Origin of the sequence: Burkholderia puraquae (assembly GCF_002099195.1) — a bacterium.
GTDB classification, from domain to species: Bacteria; Pseudomonadota; Gammaproteobacteria; order Burkholderiales; family Burkholderiaceae; genus Burkholderia; species Burkholderia puraquae.
Genome location: NZ_NBYX01000007.1, coordinates 215,933 through 230,491 on the forward strand (window position 1 = coordinate 215,933; position 14,559 = coordinate 230,491).

Genomic DNA, 14,559 nt, shown 5'->3' on the forward strand with positions numbered 1-14,559 from the left:
ATGCCGCCCTTCCCGGCAAAAATATACAATCGACGCGATGCATCGAAGGCAAGAAGCGCCAGCCGCCCACTTTCGCCCGCCACCATGAACGCACCCGCTGACCCCACCCCCTCCGCCCCGTCGGTACTCGGCGTCTATCGGCAACTGGCGGATCCGTCCGCCGGGCAATGGATCGTCAGCCGCTCCGAACGCGCGCACATGTACCGCATCCAGCATCACCGGCCCGACGGCAGCACATCGGTCGATACGGTCGTCGATGCGGACAACCTCGATGCGAAGCTGCACAAGTGGATCCAGGAAGGCTTCGTCCGGCGCGAAACGGACGACCGTGCGGCGCCCGCCCATCGCGACCGGTTCATGCACGACCTGCGCCGCGCGCACGCATCGCGACCGGCGGCAGGCGGCGGCGCGGCGCATGTCGCACACGTGGGCGGCGTGCCGATGCCGCGCGGCCCGGGCGGGCCGCTCGTCCCGCCGCCGAACCCGGCCTACCTGTTCACCGCGCGTGCGACGAACGTGCTGGAAGACATCGCCGAGAACCGGCGCATCCTGCTGATCGGCCACACCGGCACGGGCAAGACGAGCCTCATCGAGCAGGCCGCCGCGCTGGCCGGCCATGGCGTGCTGCGCTCGAACATGAACGGGCAGACGACGGTCGGCGACTTCGTCGGGTTCTGGACCGTCAAGGGCGGCGAGACGATCTGGGTCGACGGCGTGCTGCCGACCGCGATGCGCGAAGGGCTGTGGCTCATCGTCGACGAGATCGACTTCGCGGAACCGGCCATCCTCGCAGTGCTGACCGCCGTGCTCGAACCGGCCGGACGCCTGTTGCTGAAGGAGAAAGGCAACGAGATCGTCGTCCCGCATCCGTCGTTCCGGCTGTTCGCGACCGCCAATGCGGTGGGCGCGATGGGGCAGTTCCGCCATCTGTACCAGGGCGCCAACGTGATGAACGAGGCGTTCCTCGACCGCTGGCGCGTGTATCGCCTCGACTATCTGCCGCCGCCCGACGAGGCGCGCGTGCTGCAGCGCACGTTCGGCGCGGCCATGACCGCGGCGATGGCCGGCACGCTCGCGGCGATCGCGGCCGACTGCCGCGCCGCGTTCGTCCGCGAGGACCTGGCCGGCGCGTTCTCGACGCGGCGCCTGATCGACTGGGCCGAGCTGATGCTGCGCACCGGCGATCCCGAATCGGCCGCCGGCCCGACGATCTACGCGAAGGTCAGCACGGAAGACGCGGACCTGATCCGCAGCATCATTCGCCACTACATCGACGTCGAGGCCTGACGCGATGAACCGGGACGACGACGCGCGGTCGCGCCACCTGACCCGGCTGGCCCGCACGCTCGCGCAACGGCACGGCATCGAGGTACGGTTCGCGCGCCACGAGCCGGTCGCGCAGCGCGACCTGCTGGTGCTGCCCGACACGCTGCTCGCCGGCGACGTCGACGACGACGCGCTCATCGGCCTCGTCGACCTCTACGCCGCGCGGGCACGCTTCGGCGCGATCGATGAAGTCGCCGCGTTGACGTCGCCCGGTGTGCGCGCCATTGCGCAAGCGATCGACGACCGGCGTGCGGCCGATCGCCTCGTTTCGATCTATCCCGGCGCGACGACGTTCCTGCGGCGGATGCGGGCGGTGTCGGCCGCCGACACGCTTCGGAACTGGCCGCAGATGGCATGGCGCGACAAGCTGGTGTGGCGTATCGAGCGTGCGCTGTGGGACGAACCGCCGTCCTCCGTCGAGCGCGTGCCGTCGCTCGACGCGACGCTGGCCGCATCGGACGATCTCGTCGACGAAGCGCGTGCGGCCACATCGACCGCCGCCAGCATCCGCGCCGCGCACCGGATCGTCGAGCGCGTCCGCGCGCTGGCGTCGGCCGGTGCGAACACCATGATGTTCACCGCCGATCCGGGCAGCACGCTCGACAGCGACCGCATCGCTGCCGGCTTCGACCCGGACGGACAGCGCGCGCCGGACGACGCGCGTGCGCCGGTTTCGGCCGAATCGGGCGCCGGTGCGATCGCCGACACGGAATCGTCAGCCGCAGCACCGTCACCGGGCGACGCAGCACCCGGCACGATCCGCCTGTCTGCGGACAAGCGGCCGCTGCTGTCGGTCCCGCTGACCACCGCCTTCGACACGGTGACGGACTTCACCGGCCAGGGCGAACCGGCCCGCTGGCACCGCCTGCGAAGCGCGGCCCGCGCGCAGACCGAGCCGCTCAAGCTGCGACTCGAACGTGCGTTGAAAGTAGACGAGCAGACGCGCTGGAAGCGCGAGCAGGAACGCGGCGAACTTGACCGCATGTCGCTCGCCCGCCTCGTCACGTCGCCCGGCTATCGCACGCCGTTCCGCATCCGGCGCGCGGCGCCCGGACGCGACGCGGCCGTCAGCCTGCTGATCGATTGCAGCGGGTCGATGGCCGGCAAGAAGATCGCGCTCGCCAGGCTGTGCGCGGCGGCGCTGTGCGATGCGCTGGCGCAGCTCGGCTTCGCGTGCGAAGTGCTCGGCTACAGCTCCGTCGAAGACACCGCGATGCGCGCGCACTACCAGCGCTGGCTCGACGCCGGCCGCGACACGTTCGGCTATAACCGGTTCGTCGAACGGCTCGACCTGCGCGTCTACAAGCGCTTCGATTCCGACAACCCGAGCGGCCTCGCGTGCATCGAATGCGGCCACGAGAATCCCGACGGCGAGGCGCTGAGCTGGGCCGCCGAGCGGCTGCTGGCGAAGCGGGCGCGGCGACGGATCCTGATGGTGCTGTCGGACGGCTATCCGGCAACCGGCGACGGCAACCCGGCGATCCTGCGCACCGACCTGCACGCACGCATCGATGCGCTGCGCGAGCGGCGCGTCGAACTGATCGGCGTCGGGATTCTCGACGATTCGGTCGACGCGTTCTATCCGGTCAGCAGCGTGGTCGAGCATCTGCACGAGCTGCCGGGCGCAGCGTTCAGTGTGCTGAGCGATACACTGCTGGATCGGCGCTGACTCCGCTCGCGGCAGGGTCGAAGCAGGCCGCGATTCGCAGGGGCGTCACATCGAACGGCTAACATCACCGATGGCCGGATCGAATGGCCGCCGTCACGCAGGATCCTGCTTCCCGTTGCATCCGATCGGCCGATCGGTTCCGATGCGCACGCGGCCGGCAGCACGAAACTTGCTCCGCGTCCCATTTCGATTTTCAACTCGACGGCGGATTCGGCCGTATCTTCCTGCCGCGGCCGGCCGCCGACACGAAACTGCACATGCCCAGGAAAAAGACCAGCCTGTGGTTGCGGCATCTCGAGCTGCTCTCCGTCGCAACCGGGGCGCGCCCGAAGAAGCGCGCGAGCAAGCCGCCACCGGCCGCCAAACGGGCGATCAAGCCGGCCGCCCGGCCAACCGTCCCCCCTCGTGCCGCCAAACGCACGCGCACCGTGCATCCCGCCAGCGTACGGACCGACAAGGCGCCCGGAACGTGGCTCCGCTCGTTTCATTCCGCCGGCCCGAGTGCCGGCCGCTACGTGAACCACCTTGCATACGCGCTGTATCTCCCCGCCGCGCCGACGACGACAGCCGGCATGCCGGCCGTCGTCATGCTGCACGGCTGCAAGCAGAGTGCCGAATCGTTTGCCGCCGGCACGCGCATATGCCGTCTCGCCGAGCGGTCGGGGTTCGCCGTGCTGTTTCCCGAGCAAGCCACGACCGCCCATGCGCACCGCTGCTGGCACTGGCATGGCGACGCGACGCAGTCCGAAGCCGCGGCCGTCGCGTCGCTGGTCGACGCAATCGTGCGACAGCACGGCTTCGACCGCGACCGGATCTACCTGGCCGGCATGTCCGCCGGTGCAGGGCTCGCCGCGGCACTGGCGATTCGGTATCCCGACCGCTTCGCGGCAGTCGGCCTGCACTCCGGCCCCGCCATCGCACCGCCGTCGTCGACGATGGCGGCGATGAACCTGATGCGTCGAGGCCTCCGCGACGACCCGATACGCACGGTCGATGCCTGCGCCGACGTCGCGTCCTATCCCGGCATGCCGGCCCTCGTCATGCACGGCGCGCTCGATACCGTCGTGACCGACAGGAACGCGACGCAACTCGGCATCGAGTTCGCACGGCTCAACCGGCTCGTCGACGAACACGGCGCGATGCGTGTTGGCGAGCAACGCATCCATGCGCGCGACGATGCCGACTACATCGACTATCTCAAGGCCGGACGGCTCGTCGTCAGGGTCTGCATCGTCCGCCGGCTGCCGCACGCATGGAGCGGCGGAGACCCGCGCGAGGCGTTTCATTCCGCCACGGGGCCGGACGCCGCCGCGATGTTCTGGCATTTCTTTCGTCGGCAACGCCGCCAGCGACTGCGGTGACGCGCGACAACCGGGCCGGTCCGTGGCGCACGATGCCGTCACGCGATCACGCCCGTTGCTCCAGCGCTGCTGCGTTCGCGCGATCGCGGGCCCGCCGGATCGGCAGCCGGACGCAGAACGTGGTGCCGCGCCCGGGCTCGCTCGTCACGTCGATGGTGCCGCGATGGCGCTCGACGATACCGTGCGAAACCGACAAGCCCAGCCCCGTTCCCTGCCCGACCGGCTTCGTCGTGAAGAACGGATCGAAGATCCGCCGGACGACGTCGGGCGTCATGCCCGTTCCGGTGTCGCTGATCGCGATCGACACCTGCTCGCCGTCGCTCGACGTGCGGATCGTGATCACGCCGCGCTCGGGGATCGCGTGCGCCGCGTTCACCAGCAGGTTCATGAAGACCTGGTTCAACTGCGACGGCAGGCATTCGACCTGCGGCACGTCGCCGTAATCGCGCACGATTTCGGCCTTGTACTTGAGTTCGTTGTGGACGACGTTGAGCGTGCTTTCCAGGCCCGCGCGGAGATCGACCACGCTCCATTCGCCGCTGGCCGGACGCGAGAAATCGCGCAGGTCCTGCACGATGCGCCGCACGCGTAGCGCGCCGTCGATCGATTCGTCGATCAGGATCGCGATCTCGCCGCGCACGTAGTCCAGGTCCGCCGCGCGGCTCATCGCCGTCAGCGTGTCGCGGGCGGCCGGGTCGAGCTGCGGCAGCGCGGCTTCATGCGCCGCAATCACGTCGAGCAGACTGCGCACCCACGTCTTCAACGTATTGAGGTTCGCACTGACGAAGCCGATCGGATTGTTGATCTCGTGCGCGACACCGGCCGCGAGCTGACCGATCGACGCGAGCTTTTCCGACTGCAGCAACTGCTCGTGGGTTTCTTCGAGTGCCTGCAACAAGCGCCGCTGCTCCTCCTTCTCCTGTTCGAGCCGCGCCTGCGCGACCTTGCGTTCGTCGATCTCGGTCGCCATGATCTCGCGCGTGCGCTGCAGTACCGCCGTGGTCTGTTCGTAGCGGTGCAGCGCGCGCTCCAGTTCCGCGGTTCGCAACCGCACGAGCCGCTCGAGCGTATCGGTCATGCCGCGCAGGAAGGTTGTGCGCGCATCGAATCGGCTCAGCAGCAGCGTGACGACCAGCGTCCCCGTCGTGAACAGCGCGACGGTGGTCGCGAGCCACGGCGTGTCGACCCCGTTCGCGGCCCCGCATCGCGCATCCGGTGCGAAATGCGCGGCCGCCATCGCCGTGTAGTGCATGCCGGTAATCGCAATGCCCATCACGACGGCCGCGCCGACCCGCTGCGCGGTCGCATGGCGCGCCTGCTGCACGCGCAGCGCCTGCGCGATCCACAACGCGGCAGTCGACGCGATCACCGCGATGCCGATCGAGGCGGCGAACAGCGCGGCATCGTAGCGAATGCCGGGCTCCATGCGCATCGCGGCCATCCCCGCGTAATGCATGCCGGCGATCCCGCCACCCATCAGCACGCCGCCCGCGAGCAGCCGCCGCCAGCCCAGCCGCGCGCGCGTGACGACAGTCAGCGCGAAGTACGACACGAGCACGGCAATCGCCAGCGACGCGCCCGTATCCGGCAATGCATAGCCGAGCGGAATCGGCAGCGAAAACGCGAGCATGCCGACGAAATGCATCGACCAGATTCCGGTGCCCATCGCCGCCGCGCCGCCGCCCAGCCACGCACGCTTGAGCTTCGGGTTGTCGAGCAGCGAAATGAAGGCGGCCAGGTCGAGCGTCGTATAGGAAGCCAGCGTCGCGATGGCGAGCGACAGCACGACGAGCGGGAGATTGTAGGTGCCGTACATGATCGAGCGCCCGAATCGAGGTGAGTGCGTTGCCGCGGCGCGGTCGCGCACCGCGGCCATCAGGCCGCGTGCCCGGGCTCAGGCAGGGGCCGCGCCCGCGTTCGGCGCCGGCTTCGCCGCAGCCTGGCCGGCCAGCACGAGGATATCGAACGACGTCCCCTCGCGCGTCTCGAAGCGGCGCACGAGTTCGATCTGGTGCGCCGACATCACGCTGCCCTTGGTCATCAGCAGCACGCCGCGATGCGTGCGCAGATCGTCGGCGAGCTGCATCCCTTCGCGCAGCTGCGCGGACTTGATCTCAGCGACGGACGCCGCGATGCCGAGACTCGCCGGATCCCGCATCAGTTCGACCAGGCTTTCGACGATCCGCGGGTCGTAGCGCACACCAGCCTGCGAGCGCAACGCGTCGATCGCCTGCTCGACCGAATGCGGCGCACCGATGTCGCCGTTGCGCAGCCCTTCGAAATCGCGCGCGATCGCGACGATCCGCGAGCCGAGCGGGATCGAGTCGCCCGCCAGCCCGTCCGGCGTACCGCGTCCGTTGAAGCGTTCGTACTGGTGCAGCACGATCGACGCAACCTTGTGCAGTTGCGCGACCGGTGTCAGCACCATCTGCGCGCGCAGCGGATGCTGCAGGAACAGGCCGTGCTCTTCGGCCGTCATCTTCGCGAGCGGCTTGTGCAGCAATTCGTCCGGCAGCGACAACTTGCCGATGCCGTGCAGCAGCCCCGCGAAATAGACGTCCTGCGCATGCAGCTCGCTCATCTCGGACGCCAGCGCGAGCCGCCGCGCAATCTCGCCGACCCGCATCGCATGACCACTGGAGGATCCGCAGCGCATCTCGATCATGCTCGCGCAGACCTGGACCATCGCGGTGAAACTGCTTTTGAGGTCGCGTTGCGCGGCTTCGAGGAACATCACGGTCTGGCCGAGCTCCTCCGTGCGCGCACGAACCTGCGTTTCGAGTTCGGTGTTGAAACGGCGCAGCGCTTCGTTCTGCGCTTCCGTCAACGCGGCCAGCCGGGCCGCTTCGCGCCGCAAGCGCCGCTGCTCCAGCGCCTGTTCGATAGTCAGCAGCAGGTCGTGATCGTCCCACGGCTTGTTCAGGTAGCGATACACGCCGCCGTCGTTGACGGCCTGCACGACCGACGCGATCTCCGCATAGCCGGTCAGCAGGATGCGCATCGCGTCCGGATAAAGCGCCCGTGCACGGGCCAGGAACTCCGCGCCGCTCATGCCCGGCATCCGCATGTCGGACACGATCAGGTCGACTTCGGTCGACGCCAGTATCTCGAGGGCGGCCTCGCCGCTATCCGCGGTCAGGATCTCGTAGCCGGCGGGCCGGAACACGCGCCTGAGCGCTGACAGCACGCTCGGCTCGTCGTCGACCAGCAGGATCGACGGTACGCCACCCGCATCGTCGGATGTCGCTGGCGCCCCGGTCGTTTCAGGCGATACCGCATTCGGTCCGTTTGTTGCAGATGTCGTCATGATTGGCCTCGGATCCTGTATTTATATTCTCTCTGCATCATCGGCATGCGCCGCGCATTCCACATCCGGGAAAACGCTGATGCGCTCGCCCGAAGCACACCGCTGGCCCGTCGCCGCGGCACGCGGCAGTGCGCGGCCTAAGTCGTGGTCGAACCCGGTTCGCGCACGTAGTAGATGTCCCACTCCGCTTCGTCGGCCTGCACGAAGCCGTGCCGTGCATAGAAGCGGTTCGAATCACTGCCGCGCAGCGCACCGACACGGAGGGGCACGCGCTGCGCATCCGCGTCGGCAAGGATCCTGCGCAGCACGGCCGCGCCGATACCCTTTCCCTGGTGCCCGGGCACGATGTACAGATGGTCGAGCAGCCAGTGGTCTTCCTGCGGCCGGACCACGAAAAAACCCGCGTTCACCCCGTCGGCTTCGATGAAGCGGCATAGCGCCGGGTCGAACGACGCGAGAAAGCGTTCGCGCGCACGCTGGGGATCGAAGCGGCCGATGCGCTCGAGGCTGTCGCGCATCGCGGCGATGCGGATGGCAACCAGCGTTTCGGCGTCGGATCGGGTGGCGAGGGGAAAGGTCAGGTTCATGGGCAGGTTGCGCTCACACGGAGAAAACGCCCGGCATCGCTGCGCAAGCGTCGACGCTTTCTCGCGGCGCCGGCCGGCGGCCGGTCAGGGCGTCTCGATGCCTTCCGCCCGCGTCGCCAGGAATCGCAGGTACTTGCCGTCCTCGTCCTCGAACAGCTCCGGCCCGCCGCCCATGTACGCGCGCATCAGCTCGTCGGCCGCGCGGTCGAGATTGCCCAGTTCGAACTGGCATTGACCGAGCCTCAGGTGCAGGAACGGATTGCCGATCGCGTTGGGGAAATGCATCGCCTGGCCGAGATTGTCGCGCCCGGCCGCGTAGTCCTCTTGATGGAAATTCACGTCGCCGATGGCGGCCATCAACCAGGTGCCGGCCTCCCAATTGGTCTTGGGTTCGGGAAGCAGGTCGAATCCGGCCCAGAATTTTTCCAGCGCGCCTGTGTAGTCGCCGTCTTCCATCAAGGCATCGCCCGCGTCGCTCAGCGCGCCGATCCGTTCGTACAGCGCGTTGTCCAGTTCTGCCATGTCGAATCCCTGTTCCGGAGTTGAAATCGGCCCGGTGCGGCCGGTGGTTGTGATTCAATCGCGACGATTGCGTACAGTTTTGCCGCCCTGGTCGATCATCCGGCCGGCATTCATCCAGCATACCCGAGCCGTATGACGCGCGTGCCTCGGTTTTCGGTGCATTTCTGCGGCGCGTGCCGAATGAGCGGCGCGGGGTTGGCTCGTGAATCCGACAAGACCCGGATCCGGATGCTACGCCGACGGATGCCTTGAGCCGACGTAACCCGCCCGTTTGCGCAGCCGGCGCGGCCATGCGCGGCGACGGTTTTTCATGCGGCACGGTGATCTCCTGCCTGTTCCCGCCATCGAACACCCGCGAGGTTGTGGCGCGGCGACCGTCATGGCAGGATGCCGGGTTCGATTGCACGGTGGAAGGGAGCGGGAAACCATGTTGTCTTGCCGACTGAGGTGGTACGCGCTCGCGACGTCCAGCCTGCTGCGCAGGCATTGGCAGGCACTGTTCCTGTTGATTCTGCTGTTGCTGCCGGCGATGCCGGTGTTTTCGCAGACGCGGATTCTGGGCGCCCCCGTACTCGAAGCGCTGGCGCCGTCGCATGGCATCGAATGGCGGTTCGCATGGGTGCACCTGCTCGAAGCCGTGGGCATCGTGTGGGTATTGGCGCAGCGTACCGCGATCACAGGGGGGCCGTTCGTCACCTTCCTTGCGTCTTTGCCAATCCCCGACAACCGCCGTCGTCTCGTCGACACCATCGTCGTGATCGCCGCGAGCACGCCGCTGCTGCTGCCCGTGCTGGCGGCCGCCATCGCACTCGCCTTTGTGCCGCAGAAGGCGGTCAACTACCTGTTCGTGCTCGACCTGTTCCTGATTACGCTGGGATGGCAACTGACCGCGCTGTCGCGCAATATGCGCAACGCAATCGCGTTGATTGTTGCCAACGGGTTCCTCGTCGGCGGCTTTCACGCCGAGGGCATGTTGCGTCCTGCGTGGCTGATCGTGGCATTGTTGCTCGCGGCGTTCACGATTGCGCCTACCGCCGCTGCGTCGTCCGCCCGGTCGGGAACGCCGGGCGCATGCTCGCGTCGCGTCACGCATGCCATCCGTGCCCGCGCGCGAGATGGGCTTTCGCCCATCGCCAGGCTGCAAATCGGCATCCTGCAGGACCGTGCCGCGAGCACCGTCGGACGCTGCCTGATGATGGCTGCGGTCGCCGCCTCCACAGGGTTCCTGCTCGCACTCTGGGGTTTCGACAAGCGCGCCGTGCCGCTGACGCTGATGGCGCAGGCCGTCATCGCACTGATTGCGGCGACGACCTATCGCGATTTGCGGGCGGCTCACCTGCGCGCGTCTCACTTCATGCGGTCGCTGCCGCTATCGGCCTTCGCGAAACGCCGAGCCGACTGGCTGACCGTTGCCGCGCTGGCGCTGCCGTTTGCCGCGATCGCGCCGCTGTTGCTGGCGCTGCACGGCGTGTTGTCATGGCCGATGGCAGCGGCGCTCGTGTGCTCGGGCGCACCGCTCGTCGCATTACACTATCTGCCGCAACGCTACGCCTCCCGACAATCCGTGTTGCTGGGTGTCCTGCTGACCGTGATCTGGGTCACGCTCACCTGGCCAATTTTCGTTTGATCGACCGATCCATGCTCCGCTTCGACAATCTCGGCAAGCGCTACGACAAGCGCGTCATTTTCCAGGGACTCCACTACGCATCCGGTGCCGGGTGCGTGGCGCTATGCGACGAAAACGGGAGCGGCAAATCGACGTTGCTCGGCATTCTCGCCGGCACGATCGACGCCGACGAAGGCGAGGTATGGCTCGGCGGCCATTCGCTGCGCACCGCGCCGCTCGATGCGAAATCCGCGCTGGCGTACGTGCCCGACGATTGCCTGGCCTATCCGTTCCAGACCGGGCGCGCATTCCTCGACCTGGTGGCGGCCGCGAAGAAGACCGTCGTCGACACCCGCACGCTCGAGCTGGCGGATCGATTCGGGCTGGCCCCGCATATGGAGAAGCGCTTCGAGCAGATGTCGCTCGGCACGCGCAAGAAACTGTTCCTGACGGCAACGACGCTCGGCGCACCCACCGTCGTGATCGCCGACGAACCGGGCAACGGGCTCGATGCTGCGTCACGTGCTGTTCTGATCGATCTGTTCAAGACGCTGGCTAAAGACCGGGCCGTCTTTTTCTCGAGTCACGATCCGGCGCTGGCGCGCGCCTGCGACGCAAGGATCACCCGTTTTGCCGAGCTTGGATTCGCTGGATAGCCGGTATCGTCGCCGGCGCAGTCATGGGGATCGGTCGGATGCGGCTGCCGTACGGAGGGGGATCTGCGCACCGGCAATCGATCGTCGTCATTTTCCGGAAGGAAGGAAGTGCAAAACGGACCATCCCGCCCCGCACTTCCGTGAACGCTCCGAAACACATGTCCGACGTGCCGGGCCCCGATCAACCGACTGTCCGACACCACAGCCGGTGATCGTTCGACCCGCGCACATGCCCGGCCATGCGCCTCGTCAAGCCTTCAACGCCCCGAACACCTCGTCCAGCGTCTTCTTCGCATCGCCGAACAGCATCCGGTTGTTGTCCTTGTAGAACAGCGGGTTATCGACGCCCGCATAGCCCGACGCCATGCTTCGCTTCATCACGATCGAGGTCTTCGCCTTCCACACCTCCAGCACCGGCATGCCGGCGATCGGGCTGCCCGGATCTTCCTGCGCCGCCGGGTTCACGATGTCGTTCGCGCCGATCACCATCGACACGTCGGCTTCGGGGAAGTCGCCGTTGATCTCGTCCATCTCCATCACGATGTCGTAAGGCACCTTCGCCTCGGCGAGCAGCACGTTCATGTGCCCCGGCATGCGGCCGGCCACCGGATGGATCGCGAAACGCACGTCCACGCCCTTCTCGCGCAGCACCTTCGTGAGTTCATGCACGGTGTGCTGGGCTTGCGCTACGGCCATCCCGTACCCGGGCACGATGATCACGCTCTTGGCATCGCGCAGCAGCTCGGCCGTCTCCAGCGCGCTCACGGCCACCACTTCGCCGGCCGGCTGCGCACCGGCGCCCGACGCCGCGGGCGCGCCGCTGCCGGTGCCGAAGCCGCCGGCAATCACACTGATGAAGTTGCGGTTCATCGCGCGGCACATGATGTACGACAGGATCGCACCCGACGAGCCCACCAGCGCGCCGATCACGATCAGCAGGTCGTTGCCGAGCATGAAGCCGGTGGCGGCCGCCGCCCAGCCCGAGTAGCTGTTGAGCATCGACACCACGACGGGCATGTCCGCGCCGCCGATCGCCATCACCATGTGCACGCCGAACAGCAGCGACACCACCGTCATCACGATGAGCGGCGTCATGCCGTCCTGGACCGTCTCCGCATGCAGGAACGCGCGGCCGAACACGATCACCACCACCAGCGCGGCCAGGTTGAGCCAGTGCCGTGCCGGCAGCAGCAGCGGCTTGCCGCCGATCTTGCCGGAGAGCTTGCCGAACGCAATCACCGAGCCTGCGAAGGTCACCGCGCCGATCAGGATGCCGACGTAGATTTCCACTTCGTGGATCGCGTGCTCGGCACCCGTGAACTGCACCGACGTATCGATGTAGCTCGCGAAGCCCACCAGGCACGCCGCCAGGCCGACCAGGCTGTGCATCAGCGCAACCAGCTCGGGCATCTGCGTCATCTGCACCTTCTTCGCGGCGTACAGGCCGACCGCGCCGCCGACGACCAGCGCAGCGACGATATACGGAATGCCCTCGGCCGACACGCGTGGGCCGAGCACGGTCGCGAGCACCGCGATCAGCATGCCGATCATGCCGAGCAGGTTGCCGCGGCGCGCGGTCTCCGGATTGGCCAGCCCGCCAAGGCTGAGGATGAACAGAATGGCCGCGCCGATATAGGAGACGGTAGTCAGATTGGAAGTCATTGTGGTCGTCTCCTTACTTGCGGAACATCGCCAGCATGCGACGCGTCACCGCGAAGCCGCCGAACATGTTGACGGCCGTGAGCGTCAGCGCGCCCACCGCCAGGCCCAGGATCAGCCCGGACGGACGGCCCTCGGCCGCGGCGTCGCCCAACGGCGGCGCGACCTGCACCAGCGCGCCGATCGCGATGATCGACGAGATCGCATTGGTGACGCTCATCAGCGGCGTATGCAGCGACGGCGTGACGTTCCAGATCACCATGTAGCCGATGAAGCAGGCCAGCACGAACACCGTGAAGTGCGCCAGGAACGTGGCCGGCGCGAACTGGCCGACCAGCAGGAACGCCAGTGCGCCGACGGCGAACACGATCGCGAGCGACTTGGCCGACATCGGCGCGCCGCTGCCGTGGCCATGGCCCTTGGACGCGGCTGCCGCGACCGGCGGCGTGGCGGGTTTCGGTGCGGCGGCCGGCTGCTGGATCGGCGGCGGCGGCCAGGTGACGTTGCCCTCCTTGATGACCGTGAGGCCGCGGATCGCGTCATCGTCGAAGTCGACGTTGATCGTGCCGTCCTTGCCCTTGCACAGCTCCTCGACCACGCGCAGCAGGTTGGTCGCATATAGCGTCGACGACTGTCGCGCCAGGCGCGACGCGAGATCCGTGTAGCCGACGATGGTCACGCCATGACGCACCACGGCTTCGCCCGGCACCGTCAGCTCGCAGTTGCCGCCTTGCTCGCCGGCCATGTCGACGATCACGCTGCCCGGCTTCATCGACTGCACCATCTCGGCCGTGATCAGCTTCGGCGCCGGCTTGCCGGGAATCAGCGCGGTGGTGATGATGATGTCCGCCTCCTTGGCCTGCTGCGCGTACATCGCGCGCTGCGCCTGCTGGAAGCCTTCGCTCATCACCTTCGCGTAGCCGCCGCCGCCCGAGCCCTCTTCCTCGTAGTCGACCTTGACGAATTCGCCGCCCAGCGACTTGACCTGGTCGGCCACCTCCGCACGCGTGTCGTTGGCGCGCACGATCGCGCCCAATCCTGCGGCCGTACCGATCGCCGCAAGACCGGCGACGCCTGCGCCGGCGATGAACACCTTGGCCGGCGGCACCTTGCCCGCGGCCGTGATCTGGCCGTTGAAGTAACGGCCGAACGCATGGGCCGCCTCGATGACGGCGCGGTAGCCGCTCACGCCGGCCATCGACGTGAGGGCATCCATCTTCTGCGCGCGCGACAGCGTGCGCGGCAGCGAATCGATCGCCAGCACCGTGGCCCGCTTCGCGGCCAGCTGCTGCATCAGTTCGGGGTTCTGCGCCGGCCAGACGAAGCCGATCAGCGTGCCGCCCTCGCGCATCAGCGCGACTTCCTCGCTGCTCGGCGGGCGCACCTTGAGGACGATATCGCTGCGGCCCCATAGATCGGCGGCCGTCGCCACGACGTCGGCGCCGGCCGTGCGGTAGTCGTCATCGCTGAAGTTCGCGCCGGTGCCGGCACCGCTTTGCACGGCCACCGAGAACCCGAGCTTGATCAGCTTTTCGACCACGTCGGGAACGGTCGCTACGCGCCGCTCCTCGTGGGCCGTCTCCAAAGGGACCCCAATCTGTAATGTCATATCCTGAACTGTCAGTAGTGGCCGTCGCAAGGAATTACGGCCTGCGTGTCAAGTCACCCAACTCAATCCGTGTACGACTTTGCTCCGCGGGCAGCTTCGCACCGCCGCGCAGATTTCACAAACGATCCATCCTCTAATGGATCGTCTTGCCAGATCAACCCGGTTCATGCTCTCGTCTGATCATCCTGACGAATATCGGGCGGGCGCTCCGTTCGAATAAGAACTGCGAAGCATATCCCGTGCCAGAGTCTTTCCGA

Annotated in this window: 11 protein-coding genes; 5 read left to right on the plus strand and 6 right to left on the minus strand. The window is 67.5% G+C overall.

Annotated elements, in window-relative coordinates; genetic code table 11:
* The first annotated feature begins 84 nt into the window (after positions 1 to 84).
* The 3 genes from B7G54_RS16455 (at position 85) to B7G54_RS16465 (ending at position 4,356) form a co-directional block, all read left to right on the plus strand.
* Positions 85 to 1,287 (plus strand): AAA family ATPase, encoded by a 1,203-nt coding sequence (locus B7G54_RS16455; RefSeq protein ID WP_085040009.1) that lies wholly within the window; start codon positions 85 to 87, stop codon positions 1,285 to 1,287.
* A gap of 4 nt (positions 1,288 to 1,291) precedes the next feature.
* Positions 1,292 to 2,995 carry a cobaltochelatase CobT-related protein gene (locus B7G54_RS16460; RefSeq protein WP_085040010.1) on the plus strand — a complete coding sequence of 568 codons (1,704 nt, stop codon included), beginning with the start codon at positions 1,292 to 1,294 and terminating at the stop codon, positions 2,993 to 2,995.
* Positions 2,996 to 3,252: 257 nt separating this feature from the next.
* Positions 3,253 to 4,356, plus strand: a complete 1,104-nt coding sequence (locus B7G54_RS16465) for an extracellular catalytic domain type 1 short-chain-length polyhydroxyalkanoate depolymerase (RefSeq protein WP_085040089.1) — start codon at positions 3,253 to 3,255, stop codon at positions 4,354 to 4,356.
* A 46-nt stretch (positions 4,357 to 4,402) separates the two neighbouring features.
* Here B7G54_RS16465 and B7G54_RS16470 read toward each other — a convergent pair whose 3' ends face one another.
* From B7G54_RS16470 to B7G54_RS16485, 4 genes are all read right to left on the minus strand, one after another.
* Complete coding sequence (locus B7G54_RS16470) at positions 4,403 to 6,172, minus strand: histidine kinase (RefSeq protein WP_085040011.1); 1,770 nt, start codon at positions 6,170 to 6,172, stop codon at positions 4,403 to 4,405.
* 78 nt (positions 6,173 to 6,250) lie between these two features.
* Positions 6,251 to 7,663 carry a response regulator c-di-GMP phosphodiesterase, NosR family gene (nosR, locus tag B7G54_RS16475; RefSeq protein ID WP_085040012.1) on the minus strand — a complete coding sequence of 471 codons (1,413 nt, stop codon included), beginning with the start codon at positions 7,661 to 7,663 and terminating at the stop codon, positions 6,251 to 6,253.
* A 137-nt stretch (positions 7,664 to 7,800) separates the two neighbouring features.
* Complete coding sequence (locus B7G54_RS16480) at positions 7,801 to 8,250, minus strand: GNAT family N-acetyltransferase (protein WP_085040013.1); 450 nt, start codon at positions 8,248 to 8,250, stop codon at positions 7,801 to 7,803.
* Positions 8,251 to 8,334: 84 nt separating this feature from the next.
* A complete protein-coding gene (locus B7G54_RS16485) occupies positions 8,335 to 8,772 on the minus strand; it encodes a tetratricopeptide repeat protein (protein WP_085040014.1) in 438 nt (145 codons plus the stop codon).
* Positions 8,773 to 9,199: 427 nt separating this feature from the next.
* On the opposite strand from B7G54_RS16485, the gene B7G54_RS16490 reads away from it, so the two are divergent.
* Both B7G54_RS16490 and B7G54_RS16495 read left to right on the plus strand, forming a co-directional pair.
* Complete coding sequence (locus B7G54_RS16490; RefSeq protein ID WP_085040015.1) at positions 9,200 to 10,399, plus strand: hypothetical protein; 1,200 nt, start codon at positions 9,200 to 9,202, stop codon at positions 10,397 to 10,399.
* An 11-nt stretch (positions 10,400 to 10,410) separates the two neighbouring features.
* On the plus strand, positions 10,411 to 11,034 hold the full coding sequence (locus tag B7G54_RS16495) for an ABC transporter ATP-binding protein (protein ID WP_085040016.1): 624 nt from the start codon (positions 10,411 to 10,413) through the stop codon (positions 11,032 to 11,034).
* A 249-nt stretch (positions 11,035 to 11,283) separates the two neighbouring features.
* Here B7G54_RS16495 and pntB read toward each other — a convergent pair whose 3' ends face one another.
* Positions 11,284 to 12,696, minus strand: coding sequence for a Re/Si-specific NAD(P)(+) transhydrogenase subunit beta (gene pntB, locus B7G54_RS16500; protein ID WP_085040017.1), 1,413 nt, complete (start codon positions 12,694 to 12,696; stop codon positions 11,284 to 11,286).
* A gap of 13 nt (positions 12,697 to 12,709) precedes the next feature.
* Positions 12,710 to 14,302: a Re/Si-specific NAD(P)(+) transhydrogenase subunit alpha gene (locus tag B7G54_RS16505; RefSeq protein WP_085040018.1), complete on the minus strand. Its 1,593-nt coding sequence runs from the start codon at positions 14,300 to 14,302 to the stop codon at positions 12,710 to 12,712.
* Between the last annotated feature and the right edge of the window lie 257 nt (positions 14,303 to 14,559).